Below are 15,367 nucleotides of genomic sequence, written 5' to 3'. Positions count from 1 at the left end.
AGACTCCCTGCGATGGGGGTAACTCGGGGGACTACTCAGTGGGGCATGGAGTGCCGGAACTCGTACTGGAATTGAATGGACGGACCTGGACGCTCGACGCGTCCAGGCCATACACCCTCGGACGTGATCCGCAGGGGGACGTGGTGCTCGACGACGCCAGGGTGTCCTGGCGGCATGCCACGATCAGCTGGAGCGGCCGGGGTTGGGTGATCGAGGACCACGGCAGCACCAACGGCACGTTCGTGCAGGGGCAGCGGATCCATCAGGTGGAGATCGGCCCCGGCTCGTCCGTGCACCTCGGCAACGCGACCGACGGACCGCGTCTGGACCTCTCCGGCGCCGCGGACGCCGTCGCCTCGCCGCAGGCGCAGCCCCACCAGCAGCCGTACGCGGCGCAGGGCGCGAACCCGGGCTGGGCCGCCCAGCAGGCGCCGCCGCAGACGCCGCAGCAGGCCCAGCCGCCCGCCTGGCAGCAGCCGCAGCAGGCCGAGCCGCACGTCCCGCACCAGCAGGGGCCGGGTGAGCAGTACGCGCAGGACGTTCCCGGTGGTGGCGCGGGGGCGCCGCCGGTCTACGGCGACCGCAGCCCGACCACGTTCCACCAGTTCTCGCTCGGTCGCGTCATGCGCATCGGCCGTGCCCTGGAGAACGACCTGGTCGTCTCCGACCTCCAGGTCTCCCGTCACCACGCGGAGTTCCACGCCACGCCCGACGGCCGCTACGAGATCCGCGACCTGGGTTCGCACAACGGCACCTACGTCAACGGCCAGCCGATCGCCAAGGGCGGCGTCCAGGTGCTGGGCCCGAACGACATCGTCGGCGTCGGCCACTCCACGTTCCGCCTGGTCGGCGACCGCCTCGAGGAGTTCGTCGACACCGGTGACATCTCCTTCTCGGCCCGCCACCTGACCGTCACGGTGGACGGCGGCAAGCAGATCCTGCGGGATGTCTCCTTCGGTGTTCCGGAGAAGTCGCTGATCGCGGTCATCGGCCCCTCCGGCTCCGGCAAGTCGACGCTCCTGAAGGCGCTCACCGGCTACCGGCCCGCCAACCAGGGCGACGTCCTCTACGACAACCGGAACCTGTACAAGCAGTTCGCCGAGCTGCGTCAGCGCATCGGTCTGGTCCCGCAGGACGACATCCTGCACAAGGAGCTGACCGTCAAGAAGGCCCTGAAGTACGCGGCCAAGCTGCGCTTCCCGGCCGACACCACGGGCGCCGAGCGGGACGCCCGGATAGGCGAGGTGCTGCGCGAGCTGAAGCTGGACATCCACAAGGAGAAGAAGGTCACCTCCCTCTCCGGCGGCCAGCGCAAGCGCGTCTCCGTTGCCCTGGAGCTGCTCACCAAGCCGTCGCTGATCTTCCTGGACGAGCCGACCTCCGGCCTCGACCCGGGCATGGACCGTGACGTCATGCAGCTGCTGCGCGGCCTCGCCGACGACGGCCGTACGGTCCTCGTGGTCACCCACTCCGTGGCCGAGCTGGCCATCTGCGACAAGCTCCTGGTCATGGCGCCCGGCGGGTCGGTGGCCTACTTCGGCCCGCCCGAGGAGGCGCTCAACTTCTTCGGTTACGACACCTGGGCGGACGTCTTCTCCGCCTTCGAGAACTACCGCGACTACGACTGGGCGAGCCGCTGGAAGGGCTCGCAGCACTACCAGATGTACGCCGCGGACATCGACGCCGTCGCACCACAGTCCGTACAGATGCCGCCGATGCAGGCGATGAGGCCGCCGAAGCCGCAGGGCTGGATGTCCCAGTTCATCACCCTGGTGCGCCGCTACACGTCGGTGATCGCCTCCGACAAGGGCTTCCTGGCGCTGATGGTGATCCTGCCGGCGGTCCTGGGCGCGGTGAGCCTGCTCATCGACTCGGGCAACAGCCTGCTGCCCAACCCGGCCAACCCGAAGACCGGGCGGATCATCCCGAACGGCACGGCCACCACGGTCCTGCTGATCCTCGCGGTCGGCGCCTGCTTCGCCGGTGCCGCCAACTCGGTCCGCGAGCTGATCAAGGAACGGGTCATCTACGAGCGGGAGCGCGCCACCGGCCTGTCCCGCTCGGCGTACCTGATGTCCAAGGTGTTCGTGCTCGGCGTGATCACCGTGTTCCAGGGCCTGCTGGTCGGCGTCATCGGGTTCGCCGGCCGGGAGATCCCCGAGCAGGGCCTGATCCTCGGCAGCTCCACCATGATCGAGCTCTCCATCCCGATCATGGCGCTGGGCTTCGCCTCGATGATGTTCGGCCTGGTCATCTCGTCGCTGGTGAAGACGGCCGAGAAGACCATGCCGCTGCTGGTCATGTTCGCGATCATCCAGGTCGTGTTCACCGGCTGCCTGTTCACCCTGAACGGCGCGGTAGGCGTCAACGAGTTCTCGTACCTGATGCCGTCGCGCTGGGCGGTCGCCGCCGCGGGCGCCACGCTGGACTTCAACAAGATCAGCCCGCCCAAGGACGGCGGTGACACCGACCCGCTGTGGGAGCACACCGTCGGCGCCTGGAGCATGGACATGGCCGCCCTGCTCGTCCTCGGCGTGATCTGCGGCTTCTTCGTGGCCCGCTTCCTGCGCCGCCACGAGCCGGAGGTCATGCGCAAGTGAGCGCCGCCGCGTCGCGTGCGGCGCGGGCGGGACGGCGAAGGGCGGCACCCCGGTGGGGTGCCGCCCTTCGGCGCAGGAGAGGTCCGCGCGGCCTCAGTACGCGCCGTTGACGTTGTCGATCGAGCCGTACTTGTCGGCCGCGTAGTTCGCGGCGGCGGTGATGTTGGCGACCGGGTCGTAGATGTCCGTCGAGGTGCCGGAGACGTGGTACGCCTTGAACGTCGGCGGGATGACCTGGAGCAGTCCCTTCGACGGGATGCCGTTGATGGCGTTGATGTCCCAGTTGTTGATGGCGTTCGGGTTGCCCGAGGACTCCCGCAGGATGTTGCGGTGCAGGCCGTCGTACGAGCCCGGGATGCCCTTGGCCTTCATGATGTCCAGGGCTTCCTTAATCCAGCCGTCGAGGTTGTTGCCGTAGGTCTTCGCGGCGACGGCCTTGACCGAGGGGCGCTCGGCGGACCGGCTCGCGGCCTCCTTGGCCCGGCGCTCCTGCTCGGCCTTCTTCTTGGCGGCGGCCTCGGCGGCCTTCTTCTTCGCCGCGGCTTCCGCGTCGGCTTTCGCCTTCGCCTTCGCCTTCGCCTTCGCCGCCGCCTCGGCCTTCTCCTTGGCCGCCGCCTCAGCCTTCTCCTTGGCCTCGGTGGCCCTGCCCTGAAGGCCGGCACCCGCGAGCTGTTCGGTGACACCCGACTGCAGGCCCTTGAGCTGCTCGGAGCTGTAGGCCACCCGCGCCGGCGCGGAGGACGCCTCGGAGGTGGTCGTCTGTCCGCCCGGCACGGCGGTGAACGCGACGGCGGCGGCGCCGAGCGTGGCGACACCGGCGATCGCGATCTTGTGCGTCCGGGTCAGGGCACGACTTCGAGTCTTGATGTTCTTGGGCATGGGGAATGGACCTCTTCGAGTAGCGCGGAGGTCGCTCTTCGTCCGGTGGGGGACACGGGTGCTTCCGGCACAAACGCCGCGGGCGGAACCCGCGGCGCTGAGCGACGAGAGCAATTCTTAGCGGCCGCAAAATGCCCAGGCAAAGGTGTGACCTACGAAGTCAGGTAGTGGATCAGCCGGGGCAAAACGGGACAGACCAAGACGTCTGTCCCGTTCAGGGCGTACCTCTTTGTCTCCTATTTCGCCTCGTAGGTGATCTGCGCCCTATGTGCGGGGTCACACCGGCCCCTCGGTCGTCTCACCGTGAGTTGCGCACGCAATGCTGTGTGTGAGGCTCCTGCGCAGGCAGGAGGAGGTGCACGTCCCCGAACTCGTGCCACAGGTACCGCGCGCGCAGCGCCTCCTCGTACCCGCGGACGACCGCGGCCCGTCCGGCGACCGCCTCCAGCATCAGCAGATGCGAGGCCTCCGGCTCGTGCAGCCCGGTCAGCAGACCGTCCACCACCCGCACCCCGCGCTCCGGGGTCACCACGAGGTCCGTCCACCCCGCACGCGCCCGGACGATCCCGTCCGGCCCGGCGGCCGACTCCACCGCCCGTACAGCGGTCGTACCGACCGCCACCACCCGCCCGCCGCCCGCCCTCGCCGCGTTGATCAGCCGCGCCGAGGCCTCCGGCACCGCGAACCGCTCCGGGTACGGCGGCTCGTGCGCCTCCGCCGAGGCCACTCCTGTGTGCAGCGAGACCGGCGCGAACTGCACCCCCCGGCTCACCAGCTCCGCCACCAGCCGCGCGGTGAACGGCCGCGCCGCACTCGGCATCTCCGCGCTGCCCGACCCGTCCGGCGACGGCAGCGCGAACACCGTCTGGTAGACGGACAACGGCTGGTCCCGCTCCGTGTAGGAGTAGCGGACGGGCCGCCCGTACTCCCGCAGCAGCCCCAGGACCCCCGAATCCCCCGCGGTGGGCACCCGGACCCACCACAGCCGCTCGCTCCCCCTCGCCACCGGCTCCTCCAGAACCAGCCGGGCCCCCGCAGGCAGCCGCACCTCCGTCCCCGCCGGCCCGCCCGCCCGCGCGCGCGTGGTGCCCTTCCCGTCGGGATCCCGCAGCTCGACCGCCCACCGCCCGTCGTCCCCGCGCGTCGAGAAGTGCACCACCACGCGCGCGTGCCCGATCCGCCCGTCGACGGCGGCGGCCAGGGTGGGAGACGTGTTGACGACCAACAGGTCCCCCGCCCGCAGCAGCCGCGGCAGCTCCCCGAACGCGTGGTGCGCCACCTCGGTGCCCCGCGACACCAGCAGCCGGACGGCGTCCCGGTCCCGCCCCGCCCCGCGCTGCTCGGCCGGCACCCGCGCCGACAGCTCCCGCGGAACCCTCCCCCACGTCCGCAGGGGCCCGGCCGGGGGAACCCCCATCGACAGGGTCATCGCGACTCCAGCAGCGCGGGAGCCCCGTAGCGCCCGCTCGCGGGACGCTCGTCCAGCAGCCGGAGGAACGCCGGGACCACCTCCGCCGGCTCCGGCCGCGGACCCTCGTCGTCCGGTACGGCCGCCGCGTACAGGTCCGTCGCCATGTCCCCGGGGTCCACCGCCCAGACCCGCAACTCTGGTTCCTCCCGGCCCAGCACCGCCGTGAGCTGGTCCAGGGCCGCCTTCGACGCCCCGTAGCCGCCCCACGTCTCGTACGCCTCGACGGCCGCGTCCGAGCTGACCGCGATCACCGTGCCCGCCTCGGACGCCCGCAGCAGCGGCAGCGCCTCCCGCACCAGGCCCAGCGCGGCCACCAGGTTCACCTCCAGCGCCCGCCGCAGCCCCTCCAGGGGCAGCTCCGCCAGCCGGACCAGCGGCTCGGCGCCCAACGCGCTCGCGTTGTTCACCAGCAGGTCGACCCCGCCGAGCTGCCAGGCCGCCGCCACCAGCCCGGCGCGGTGCCCGGCGTCCGTGACGTCCCCCGGCATCGCCGTCACGCGCGTTCCATGGACGGACACGGCCCGGGCCGCTTCCGCGAGGGCCTCGGTGCCCCTGGCGTCGAGCACCAGATCCCAGCCCCTGCCGGCCAGCGCCTCGGCCAGCGCCCGCCCCAGCCCCTTCGAGGCCCCCGTGATGATCGCTACCGGCATGACGCACGTCCCCTCGTCCTCGACGCCTCCTGATCGGCGTGCCCTCACCGTAGGAACCGGGCCGGCCGCCCCGCCTCCGACGCGGGCCGTAACCAGCGAGGCCCTTCGGCCTAGGCCCACCGGACCAGGGGACGGCCGCCACAGGTCCGATACGGACTGTCACACCCCGCCGGTACGGTGAGGGGCATGAGTCAAGGCCCCCGGTCCGGCCTCGCCGCGGTCAGCTCCGCGCTGCTGGCCATGAGCAGGCACCTGGAGGTGCGCGACGTCCTCAAGACGATCGTGGCCTCCGCCCGCGAGCTGCTCGACGCCCGGTACGCCGCCCTCGGCGTCCCCGACGACCACGGCGGCTTCGCCCAGTTCGTGGTCGACGGCGTCAGCGACGCGCAGTGGAAGGCCATCGGCCCGCTCCCGCGCCAGCACGGCATCCTCGCCGCGATGCTGCACGAGGCCCGGCCCGAGCGTCTGTCCGACGTGCGCAAGGATCCCCGCTTCGAGGGCTGGCCCGCCGCCCACCCCGAGATGTCGGACTTCCTGGGCCTGCCGATCCGGGACGACGACGAGGTCATCGGCGCCCTGTTCCTGGCCAACAAGAACTGCCCCAAACCGGAGGGCAGCTGCGGTTTCACCGCCGAGGACGAGGAGCTCCTCGGCATCCTCGCCCAGCACGCCGCGATCGCCCTCACCAACGCCCGCCTCTACGAGCGCAGCCGTGAGCTGACCATCGCCGAGGAGCGGTCCCGCCTCGCCCACGAACTGCACGACGCGGTCAGCCAGAAACTGTTCTCCCTGCGCCTGACGGCCCAGGCCGCCGCCGCCCTCGTCGACCGCGACCCGTCCCGGGCCAAGGGCGAGCTCCAGCAGGTGGCCACGCTCGCCGCCGAGGCCGCCGACGAACTGCGCGCCGCGGTCGTCGAGCTGCGCCCCGCAGAGCTGGACGAGGACGGCCTGGTCGCGACCCTGCGCACCCAGATCCACGTGCTCGACCGCGCCCACATCGCGCGCGTGACCTTCGCGAGCCACGGCGTGCGCGCCCTGCCCGCCGCCCAGGAGGAGGCGGTGCTCCGCGTCGCCCAGGAGGCCCTGCACAACGCCCTGCGGCACTCGGGCGCCGAGCACGTCGACGTGACCCTGGACCGGCGGGGCAAGGGAGCCGTCCTGCGGGTGACGGACGACGGCAGCGGCTTCGACCCCCAGGGGACCCGCCGCGCGGGACGCCACCTCGGCCTGGTCTCCATGCGGGACCGCGCGAGCGGCGTCGGTGGCACGCTGACCGTGGAATCGGCGCCCGGCAAGGGCACCACGATCGAGATGGAGGTGCCCGGTGGCTGACCCCATCAAGGTGCTGCTCGTGGACGACCACCAGGTGGTCCGCCGGGGACTGCGCACGTTCCTCGAAGTGCAGGACGACATCGAGGTCGTCGGCGAGGCGGCCGACGGCGCCGAGGGCGTCGCCCGCGCGGAGGAGCTCCAGCCCGACGTCGTCCTCATGGACGTGAAGATGCCGGGCATGGACGGCGTCGACGCCCTGCGCAGACTCCGCGAACTGAACAACCCCGCGCGCGTCCTCGTCGTCACCAGCTTCACCGAGCAGCGCACGGTCGTCCCGGCCCTGCGCGCGGGTGCCGCCGGTTACGTCTACAAGGACGTCGACCCGGACGCCCTGGCCGGCGCCATCCGCTCCGTGCACGCGGGCCACATCCTTCTGCAACCCGAGGTAGCGGGTGCCCTGTTGTCCCAGGAGGAGACCAATTCGGGCCAGGGAAGGAGCGGTTCACTCACCGAGCGGGAGCGCGAGGTGCTCGCCCTGATAGCGGACGGCCGCTCCAACCGCGAGATCGCCCGCGCCCTGGTCCTCTCCGAGAAGACGGTCAAGACGCACGTCTCGAACATCCTGATGAAACTCGACCTGGCCGACCGCACCCAGGCCGCCCTGTGGGCCGTACGCCATGGCGTGACCGGCTGAAAGGCTCTCCGTACGGCAACACGGAGCGTCCCGTTCCGGACTGAGATTCATACCGTCGTGGGAATGTCCCCCGGATGGCGCATCCTTCACGGTCCTCGGCCGTTCTCCAGTGCGTGCCGCGGCGAGTGTCGCGGCGACCACTAGGGAGGGCTCAGAAGTGAAGAACCTGAAGAAGGCGGCGGCCGTGACGATGATGGCCGGCGGACTGATCGCCGCCGGCGCCGGTATGGCCTCCGCCACCGACGGTGCGGTGGCCGACGGCAAGGCCGTGGGCTCCCCGGGCGTCGTCTCGGGCAACCTCGTCCAGGCCCCGGTGCACGTCCCGGTGAACGCGGTCGGCAACAGCGTGAACGTCATCGGCGTGCTGAACCCCGCCTTCGGCAACCTCGGCGTCAACCACTGACACCGGCCGCCGAACGGCAGCGACTTCCGGCCTCCCGGCCCCACCCGGGAGGCCGGTCCGCTTGTCGTCCCATGATCCGAACGGGCAGGAGTGCTCGAATGCCCGTGCCGTCGCCGACGCCTCCCGCGTTGATCAGCGCACGACCCGTGGCCGGGTCGGACACGTACACGCAGGAGGAGCACTTCTCATGAACATCGCCAAGAAGGCCGCCGTGGCCCTCACCGTCGCCGGTATCGCCACGGGGCCTCCGCCGGTGCCGCGGTCGCCGACGCGCGTGCCGACGCCGCGACCGTGAAGTCGCCGGGCGTCCTGTCGGGCAACGTCGTCCAGGTCCCGATCCACATCCCGGTGAACCTCTGCGGCAACGCCGTCGACATCATCGCCCTGCTCAACCCCGCCTTCGGCAACGCGTGCGTGGACGACTGACACCAGTCGGCCGAAGAAGGGCTCCCATAGTCAAGGACGACTCCGGGGAGCCCTTCTCCGCGTCATGACGGGCCCTCGCGGCGCCCGGAGCGGCCCGGGCGGGCGCTACGGGTCGGTACCGGCCGCGCCGACGGCCACCGAGGAGCACCGCCGGGCACCTCCCGGACCCGCGCTCACCGAGCCCCTCTCTCCCGCTCCTCCACATACGCGTTGTACGCGGCCACCTGCGCCCGCCGAGCCGTCCGCTCCACCGGCCGCAACGCCTCAGCCCGAGCCGCCATCTCCGCGGAACTCACCGCGGCCCCGTGCCCGTGGTCGTACGCCAGCGAAACGAGCAGCCCCACCCGCTGCGCCAACTCCAGCACCCGCACCGCACGCGGCGGATAACCCGGCGCCAGCACCTCCCGCCCCCGCTCGGCCCGCGCCCGGTACGCCCCGACCGCGGCCTCCGCCACCGGCCCCGACCCCGCCACGTCCAACCGGGTGAGCACCTCGGTCGCCTCCCGCAGCGCCTCCGCCAGCTCCCGCTCGGCCTCCCCGAGCGACGGCACGTCCGCGGGCGGCGCCTCCCGCACGGGCAGCACATGCCACACGACCTCGACATGCACATCACCCGCGGGACCGGCCTCGTACACCTCCGGCACCAACCCGAGCGCCGCCCCGTGACAGATCACCGCCTCCGCGGCGTCCAACGCGCGCGCGTTGAACTCCGGCGGCCCGCTCAGCCCCAGCGGATGACCGGGCGCGGGCAGCGCCACGCGCAGCCCCACCACCCCGAGCGACCGCAGCCGCCCCAGCGCGAGCGTGAGACCGACCGGCGCCGACTCGTCCGGCAGCCCCTCGACCCGGTGCACCGCGTCGTCCCCGACGATCGCGAGCACGGCGTCGTCCGGCGACACAAGTCCGGCCAACAGGGCATTTCCCCAAGCGGCAAGAAGTCCAGAGCGTGGTTCCGAAAGCATCCCCCCACCCTAAGGACCGGACCGATGGATGGGAGCGGCCGACCGGTGGCGTAGATTTCCTGAAGGGCTGCGCCCACCGGCGCGGCGGACCGAGCCACAGGCGAACGCGACAGCCGAGACCGGCCACACTGCAAGGGGAGACAACGCGCTCATGAGCGATGTTCTGGAGCTTCAGGACGTATCCGTGGTCCGCGAGGGCCGGGCTCTGGTGGACCAGGTCTCCTGGTCGGTGAAGGAGGGGGAGCGCTGGGTCATCCTGGGTCCGAACGGCGCCGGCAAGACCACCCTCCTGAACGTCGCGTCCAGTTACCTCTACCCCAGCAAGGGCACCGCCACCATCCTCGGCGAGACCCTCGGCACCCCCGGCACCGACGTCTTCGAGCTGCGCCCCCGCATCGGCATGGCCGGCATCGCCATGGCCGACAAGCTGCCCAAGCGCCAGACCGTCCTGCAGACCGTGCTCACCGCCGCGTACGGCATGACCGCCGGCTGGCAGGAGGAGTACGAGGACATCGACGAGCGGCGCGCCCGAGCCTTCCTCGACCGCCTCGGCATGAGCGACTACCTGGAGCGCCGGTTCGGCACGCTCTCCGAGGGCGAGCGCAAGCGCACTCTCATCGCCCGCGCCCTGATGACCGACCCCGAGCTGCTGCTCCTCGACGAGCCCGCCGCCGGCCTCGACCTCGGCGGCCGCGAGGACCTCGTACGCCGGCTCGGCCGCCTGGCCCGGGACCCGATCGCCCCCTCGATGCTGATGGTCACCCACCACGTCGAGGAGATCGCCCCCGGCTTCACGCACGTCCTGATGATCCGGCAGGGCAAGGTGCTCGCCGCCGGCCCGCTGGAGCTCGAACTCACCTCCCGCAACCTCTCCCTCTGCTTCGGCCTCCCGCTCGTCGTCGAACAGGTCGGCGAGCGCTGGACCGCACACGGCCTTCCGCTGTCCTGAACCCGCGACGCGGTCTGAAACTCCGGGACGGAAAAGGCCGTTCAAGGCCTCGGCGCCCTGTCGGAGGCGGGACCCGCGGACCTACCATGACCACGTGAACGACATCGACGCATGGGTGTGGTGGCTCATCGGCGCGGCAGCGCTCGGAATCCCGCTCGTGGTGACCGCGATGCCGGAACTCGGCATGCTCGCCGTGGGCGCCGTGGCCGCCGCGGTCGCGGCCTCCCTGGGCGGGGGTGCGGTCGTCCAGGTCGTCGTCTTCGCCGTCGTCTCGGTCGCCCTCATCGCGGCCGTACGGCCCATCGCCACCCGCCATCGCGCACAGCGACCCCAACTCGTCACCGGCGTGGACGCGTTGAAGGGCAGACAAGCCCTCGTCCTGGAACGCGTCGACGGCACCGGCGGCCGGATCAAACTCGCCGGCGAGATCTGGTCGGCCCGCTCCCTCGACACCGGCCGCGCCTACGAGGTGGGCGAGGAAGTGGACGTCGTGGAGATCGAGGGCGCCACCGCGATCGTCATGTGACCACGTCAGTGGGGACATGACGCAACTGAACGGAACGCCCACGAGGTACGCGACGGTCTGACACACTCGACCAGCAAGATCTTCAACAACCATAAGATCTTCCGAAAGCGCCGAGGCGGAGAAGGGTACGGGGAGCACGATGGAACCGGTCATCATCGTCTTGATCATTCTGGTGGTGTTGGTCTTCATCGCACTGATCAAGACGATCCAGGTCATCCCGCAGGCAAGCGCCGCGATCGTCGAGCGGTTCGGCCGCTACACGCGGACCCTCAACGCGGGACTCAACATCGTCGTTCCGTTCATCGACACCATCCGCAACCGCATCGACCTGCGCGAACAGGTCGTGCCGTTCCCGCCCCAGCCGGTGATCACCCAGGACAACCTGGTCGTCAACATCGACACGGTCATCTACTACCAGGTGACCGACGCGCGGGCGGCGACGTACGAGGTCGCCAGCTACATCCAGGCCATCGAGCAACTCACCGTCACCACGCTCCGCAACATCATCGGCGGCATGGACCTGGAGCGGACCCTGACCTCCCGCGAGGAGATCAACGCGGCCCTGCGCGGAGTCCTCGACGAGGCCACCGGCAAGTGGGGCATCCGCGTCAACCGCGTGGAACTCAAGGCGATCGAGCCGCCCACCTCCATCCAGGACTCGATGGAGAAGCAGATGCGCGCCGACCGGGACAAGCGCGCCGCGATCCTCACCGCGGAAGGCACGCGCCAGGCCGCCATCCTCACCGCCGAGGGCGAGAAGCAGTCCCAGATCCTGCGTGCCGAGGGCGAGGCCAAGGCCGCCGCCCTGCGCGCCGAGGGTGAAGCCCAGGCGGTCCGTACGGTCTTCGAGGCGATCCACGCCGGCGACGCGGACCAGAAGCTCCTCTCCTACCAGTACCTCCAGATGCTCCCGAAGATCGCCGAGGGCGACGCCAACAAGCTCTGGATCGTCCCGAGCGAAATCGGCGACGCCCTCAAGGGCCTGTCCGGCGCCATGGGCAACTTCGGTGGCATGGGCGGAGGTTCGGGCGGCGGCTCCTCCGACAACGGCGGGGGCACGGAACGCCGGGAGAAGCCGTCGATCGACTGACGGCTCGTTCATCCGCGCAACGAGGCTGGGGCCCACCTCCGACGGAGGTGGGCCCCAGCCTCGTTGCGCGGACTAGGCGGCGGGCTGAGCCAGCCAGTCCGGCAGCGCGGCCAGGTCGTCCTGGGCCAGGGTCAACAGCATCGCGCCCGCCGGAGTCGGCTCGAACGGCTCCCGCAGCAGGGGCATACCCGCCTCCTGCGGAGTCCGGTTCGCCTTGCGGTGGTTGTCCTCGGCGCACGAGGCCACCGTGTTCAGCCAGGTGTCCTGACCACCCTGCGACCGCGGCAGCACGTGGTCCACGGTCGTCGCCCGCCTGCCGCAGTACGCGCACCTGTGCCGGTCACGTACCAGGACACCCCGCCTCGACCACGGTGCTTGTCTTCGGAACGGCACCCTCACGTACCGGCACAGCCTGATCACCCGGGGCGCCGGTATGTCGACCGCGGCTCCGCGCATACGCAGTTCGGGGTGCGACTGCTCGACGACGGCCTTGTCCTGAAGCACCAGAACGACGGCTCGGTTCAACGTCACCGTCGACAGCGGCTCGAAGCTCGCGTTCAGCACCAACGTGTCCCGCATGACCAGCCCACCTCCCGTGCGCACCCGCCCACCCCATGGCGGACTGGGATCAACTCTGGCCGGGCACGCCGAGATGGACAACGAAATAAAAAGTGCCCGCCCCTGATCACTTCCAAGACCAGGGACGGGCAAAACGCGCCGTGAACTCCGAACTCACTCAGCTCTGTTCGGGGATCTCGTACTCACCGATCAGCTGGGCACGCGCGAGCGTGTGGAACCGGAGGTTGAAACCCACGAACGCGGGAGAGGCGTCCGCGTCCGGCCCCAGCTTCTCCTCGTCCACGGCGTACACCGTGAACACATACCGGTGCGGCCCGTCCCCGGGCGGCGGCGCCGCACCGCCGAAGTCCCTCGTCCCGTAGTCGTTGCGCGCCTGCACGGCACCCTCGGGCAGCCCCTCGAACGTGCCGCTGCCCGCACCCACCGGCAGCTCGGTCACCGAGGCCGGGATGTCGAACACGACCCAGTGCCAGAACCCGCTGCCCGTCGGAGCGTCGGGGTCGTAGCAGGTCACGGCGAAACTCTTGGTCTCAGGCGGAAAGCCCTCCCACCGCAGCTGCGGCGAGGTGTTGCCGGCCGCGTAGACCTGAGCGTCCTTGAGCGTCGCACCCTCGGTGACGTCCTCGCTCGTCACCGTGAACGACGGCACGGGCGGATGGAAGTCGTGGGGGAGCGGCCGCCTCTTGAGCTCGGTCACCTCGGTACCTCCTGATCGGTTCTGGAGTCAGTGATTCCGAGCCTAGAACCAGTTGCGCTTGCTGCCGACCTCGGACAGCCACTGGTTGAGGTACGCCACCCAGTCCGTGCCCTGGTAGTCGTTCAGACCCACCTGGAAGGAGCGGAAGGTGTCGCTGCCCTCGCTGAACAGACCAGGCCTCTTGTCCATCTCCAGGACGACGTCCATCGCGCTCTGGTCGGCGACGAAGCTCAGCTCGACCTGGTTCAGCCCCCGGTACTGCTGCGGCGGCAGGAACTCGATCTCCTGGTAGAACGGCAGCTTCTGCCGCGTCCCCCGGATGAGACCGCGCTCCATGTCGGCGTTCTTGAAGCGGAAGCCCAGCTGGATGAAGGCGTCCAGGATCGCCTTCTGCGCGGGCAGCGGGTGCACGTTGACCGGGTCCAGGTCACCGGAGTCCACCGCGCGGGCGATCTCCAGCTCCGTGGACACCCCGATGTGCATGCCCGGCAGCGCGCGGCCGTCGATCGTCGTGATCGGCGTCTCCCACGGGATCTCCAGCCCGAACGGCACCGCGTGCACCGCGCCCGCCTTCAGCTCGAAGGCACCGCCGAGCCGCTGCTTCGTGAACTCGATGTCCTGCTTGTACTCCTGGTCGCCGCTCTCCACCTCGACCTTGGCCTGCAGGCCGACCGACAGCGCCTCGATCTGCTGGTCGACGGACCCGCCCTGGATCCGCACCTCACCCTGGACGACACCACCGGGAACGACGTTGACCTCGGTCAGCACCGTCTCCACCGAAGCCCCGCCGGCCCCCAGGCTCGCGAGCAGCTTCTTGAACGCCATGTCTCTCCCTCTCCGGGCGGGCCGTCCGGCCCCACCCGATTCGTCGTCCTGCTTCTGCGTGTGGATCCTTGATCCATGAAACGCGTGCCGGTCGTGGCCGGTTCCGCGTCCTCACCCTGGCAAGGCGAACGTTGCCGCACCACCCCGTGGCGACCACCCGTCTGCACTACTCTCGGACGGCATGATCGCGACCCCCGACCGTACGCCCCTCAGCCGCGACTTCTTCGACCGACCCGTGGTGGAGGTCGCCCCCGACCTCTTGGGCCGCCTCCTCGTACGCACCACCCCGGACGGCCCGATCACTCTGCGCCTCACCGAGGTCGAGGCCTACGACGGCCCGAACGACCCCGGCTCCCACGCCTACCGAGGCCGCACGGCCCGCAACGACGTCATGTTCGGCCGTCCAGGACACGTGTACGTCTACTTCACCTACGGCATGTGGTTCTGCATGAACCTGGTGTGCGGCCCGGAGGGGAGGGCGAGCGCCGTCCTGCTCCGCGCCGGCGAGATCGTCGAGGGCGCCGAACTGGCGCGCGAACGTCGGCTCTCGGCCCGAAACGACAAGGAACTGGCCAAAGGACCGGCCCGCCTGGCCACGGCCCTGGACGTGGACCGCGCGCTGAACGGCACGGACGCCTGCGCTGCCGGGGACACACCACTGCGCGTCCTGACCGGCACACCTGCGGACCCCGACCAGGTACTCAACGGTCCCCGCACCGGAGTGGCCGGTGACGGAGGCGTCCATCCCTGGCGCTTCTGGATCGCCAACGACCCGACGGTGAGCCCGTATAGGGCCCACGTGCCCAGGCGCCGCCGAAGTTGACGCGCCTTGCGAAGGTGCGTAATGTAGTCCAAGCCGCTTGACCCGGGTACGGCGTTCGCCAGCAGCCGGAAGCGGCCAAACCACTACCTACGACTCCCTCCAGCGAGGGCCGATCCGACATGTCCGCATGTCTGAATTCGGAACTCATGGAACCCGATTATGAGCTGGCTCGGGAATCGGCTAACGTAGTGAATGTCGAAAGGCCGACAAGCGAAAGCCAAAGGCCTTGAAGCAAATCCCGCCGACAGGGAATCGGGTCCAAAAGGATCTGATAGAGTCGGAGACGCAAGACCGAAGGGAAGCCCGGAGGAAAGCCCGAGAGGGTGAGTACAAAGGAAGCGTCCGTTCCTTGAGAACTCAACAGCGTGCCAAAAGTCAACGCCAGATATGTTGATACCCCGTCTCCGGCCGGTTTCGGTCGGGGCGTGGTTCCTTTGAAGAAAACACAGCGAGGACGCTGTGAACGGCCGGGCTTATTCCGCCTGGCTGTTCCGCTCTCGTGGTGTCATCCCGATTACGGG

General features: G+C 70.3%; 15 protein-coding genes and 1 pseudogene. 9 read left to right on the top strand and 7 right to left on the bottom strand.

Annotated features, from left to right (window positions below; genetic code table 11):
* Positions 1-50: 50 nt before the first annotated feature.
* Complete coding sequence (locus QQS16_RS11625; protein ID WP_286061551.1) at positions 51-2,600, top strand: ABC transporter ATP-binding protein/permease; 2,550 nt, start codon at positions 51-53, stop codon at positions 2,598-2,600.
* A 93-nt stretch (positions 2,601-2,693) separates the two neighbouring features.
* Here QQS16_RS11625 and QQS16_RS11620 read toward each other — a convergent pair whose 3' ends face one another.
* From QQS16_RS11620 to QQS16_RS11610, 3 genes are all read right to left on the bottom strand, one after another.
* Entirely contained in the window at positions 2,694-3,479 is a 786-nt protein-coding gene (locus QQS16_RS11620; RefSeq protein ID WP_286061550.1) for a transglycosylase SLT domain-containing protein, read from the bottom strand.
* 298 nt (positions 3,480-3,777) lie between these two features.
* Positions 3,778-4,908 (bottom strand): S-adenosylmethionine:tRNA ribosyltransferase-isomerase, encoded by a 1,131-nt coding sequence (locus QQS16_RS11615; protein ID WP_286061549.1) that lies wholly within the window; start codon positions 4,906-4,908, stop codon positions 3,778-3,780.
* Positions 4,905-5,600: an SDR family NAD(P)-dependent oxidoreductase gene (locus QQS16_RS11610; protein ID WP_286061548.1), complete on the bottom strand. Its 696-nt coding sequence runs from the start codon at positions 5,598-5,600 to the stop codon at positions 4,905-4,907. The genes QQS16_RS11615 and QQS16_RS11610 overlap by 4 nt, the downstream gene beginning before the upstream one ends.
* Positions 5,601-5,786: 186 nt before the next feature.
* Between QQS16_RS11610 and QQS16_RS11605 the strand changes: the two genes are divergently transcribed.
* The 4 genes and pseudogenes from QQS16_RS11605 to QQS16_RS11590 all read left to right on the top strand — a co-directional run bounded on the left by QQS16_RS11605 (position 5,787) and on the right by QQS16_RS11590 (position 8,395).
* Positions 5,787-6,932 carry a GAF domain-containing sensor histidine kinase gene (locus tag QQS16_RS11605; RefSeq protein WP_286061547.1) on the top strand — a complete coding sequence of 382 codons (1,146 nt, stop codon included), beginning with the start codon at positions 5,787-5,789 and terminating at the stop codon, positions 6,930-6,932.
* Positions 6,925-7,566, top strand: a complete 642-nt coding sequence (locus QQS16_RS11600; protein ID WP_286061546.1) for a response regulator — start codon at positions 6,925-6,927, stop codon at positions 7,564-7,566. Before QQS16_RS11605 ends, QQS16_RS11600 begins: the two co-directional genes overlap by 8 nt.
* A gap of 157 nt (positions 7,567-7,723) precedes the next feature.
* Positions 7,724-7,969: a chaplin ChpE gene (gene chpE / locus QQS16_RS11595; protein ID WP_286061545.1), complete on the top strand. Its 246-nt coding sequence runs from the start codon at positions 7,724-7,726 to the stop codon at positions 7,967-7,969.
* A 187-nt stretch (positions 7,970-8,156) separates the two neighbouring features.
* Positions 8,157-8,395, top strand: a pseudogene (locus QQS16_RS11590) (chaplin).
* 173 nt (positions 8,396-8,568) lie between these two features.
* On the opposite strand, the gene QQS16_RS11585 reads toward QQS16_RS11590, so the two are convergent.
* Positions 8,569-9,357, bottom strand: coding sequence for an Rv1486c family protein (locus tag QQS16_RS11585; RefSeq protein ID WP_286061544.1), 789 nt, complete (start codon positions 9,355-9,357; stop codon positions 8,569-8,571).
* A 151-nt stretch (positions 9,358-9,508) separates the two neighbouring features.
* Between QQS16_RS11585 and QQS16_RS11580 the strand changes: the two genes are divergently transcribed.
* The 3 genes from QQS16_RS11580 (at position 9,509) to QQS16_RS11570 (ending at position 11,922) form a co-directional block, all read left to right on the top strand.
* A complete protein-coding gene (locus QQS16_RS11580) occupies positions 9,509-10,306 on the top strand; it encodes an ABC transporter ATP-binding protein (RefSeq protein WP_286061543.1) in 798 nt (265 codons plus the stop codon).
* 94 nt (positions 10,307-10,400) lie between these two features.
* Positions 10,401-10,832: an NfeD family protein gene (locus QQS16_RS11575; RefSeq protein ID WP_286061542.1), complete on the top strand. Its 432-nt coding sequence runs from the start codon at positions 10,401-10,403 to the stop codon at positions 10,830-10,832.
* Positions 10,833-10,971: 139 nt separating this feature from the next.
* Positions 10,972-11,922 carry an SPFH domain-containing protein gene (locus QQS16_RS11570; protein WP_286061541.1) on the top strand — a complete coding sequence of 317 codons (951 nt, stop codon included), beginning with the start codon at positions 10,972-10,974 and terminating at the stop codon, positions 11,920-11,922.
* A gap of 72 nt (positions 11,923-11,994) precedes the next feature.
* On the opposite strand, the gene QQS16_RS11565 is transcribed toward QQS16_RS11570, so the two are convergent.
* From QQS16_RS11565 to QQS16_RS11555, 3 genes are all read right to left on the bottom strand, one after another.
* A complete protein-coding gene (locus tag QQS16_RS11565) occupies positions 11,995-12,501 on the bottom strand; it encodes an HNH endonuclease (protein WP_286061540.1) in 507 nt (168 codons plus the stop codon).
* A 157-nt stretch (positions 12,502-12,658) separates the two neighbouring features.
* A complete protein-coding gene (locus QQS16_RS11560; protein WP_286061539.1) occupies positions 12,659-13,198 on the bottom strand; it encodes a YbhB/YbcL family Raf kinase inhibitor-like protein in 540 nt (179 codons plus the stop codon).
* Positions 13,199-13,240: 42 nt separating this feature from the next.
* Positions 13,241-14,023 (bottom strand): sporulation protein, encoded by a 783-nt coding sequence (locus QQS16_RS11555; RefSeq protein WP_286061538.1) that lies wholly within the window; start codon positions 14,021-14,023, stop codon positions 13,241-13,243.
* Between the two features lie 181 nt (positions 14,024-14,204).
* On the opposite strand from QQS16_RS11555, the gene QQS16_RS11550 reads away from it, so the two are divergent.
* A complete protein-coding gene (locus QQS16_RS11550; protein ID WP_286061537.1) occupies positions 14,205-14,846 on the top strand; it encodes a DNA-3-methyladenine glycosylase in 642 nt (213 codons plus the stop codon).
* The last annotated feature ends 521 nt before the right edge of the window (positions 14,847-15,367 follow it).

The sequence above is a fragment of the Streptomyces sp. ALI-76-A genome (genome assembly GCF_030287445.1).
Classification (GTDB): Bacteria; Actinomycetota; Actinomycetes; order Streptomycetales; family Streptomycetaceae; genus Streptomyces.
The sequence above is the reverse complement of the archived record's forward strand: the minus strand, read 5'-3'. Positions and strand labels throughout refer to the sequence as shown.

Excerpts from the sequence above, each read along its gene's own strand:
- QQS16_RS11565 (WP_286061540.1), bottom strand. The coding sequence starts at position 12,501 with ATGCGGGACACGTTGGTGCTGAACGCGAGCTTCGAGCCGCTGTCGACG.
- QQS16_RS11615 (WP_286061549.1), bottom strand. The coding sequence starts at position 4,908 with ATGACCCTGTCGATGGGGGTTCCCCCGGCCGGGCCCCTGCGGACGTGG.
- QQS16_RS11580 (WP_286061543.1), top strand. The coding sequence starts at position 9,509 with ATGAGCGATGTTCTGGAGCTTCAGGACGTATCCGTGGTCCGCGAGGGC.
- QQS16_RS11570 (WP_286061541.1), top strand. The coding sequence starts at position 10,972 with ATGGAACCGGTCATCATCGTCTTGATCATTCTGGTGGTGTTGGTCTTC.
- QQS16_RS11585 (WP_286061544.1), bottom strand. The coding sequence starts at position 9,357 with ATGCTTTCGGAACCACGCTCTGGACTTCTTGCCGCTTGGGGAAATGCC.
- QQS16_RS11550 (WP_286061537.1), top strand. The coding sequence starts at position 14,205 with ATGATCGCGACCCCCGACCGTACGCCCCTCAGCCGCGACTTCTTCGAC.
- QQS16_RS11605 (WP_286061547.1), top strand. The coding sequence starts at position 5,787 with ATGAGTCAAGGCCCCCGGTCCGGCCTCGCCGCGGTCAGCTCCGCGCTG.
- QQS16_RS11610 (WP_286061548.1), bottom strand. The coding sequence starts at position 5,600 with ATGCCGGTAGCGATCATCACGGGGGCCTCGAAGGGGCTGGGGCGGGCG.
- QQS16_RS11620 (WP_286061550.1), bottom strand. The coding sequence starts at position 3,479 with ATGCCCAAGAACATCAAGACTCGAAGTCGTGCCCTGACCCGGACGCAC.
- QQS16_RS11555 (WP_286061538.1), bottom strand. The coding sequence starts at position 14,023 with ATGGCGTTCAAGAAGCTGCTCGCGAGCCTGGGGGCCGGCGGGGCTTCG.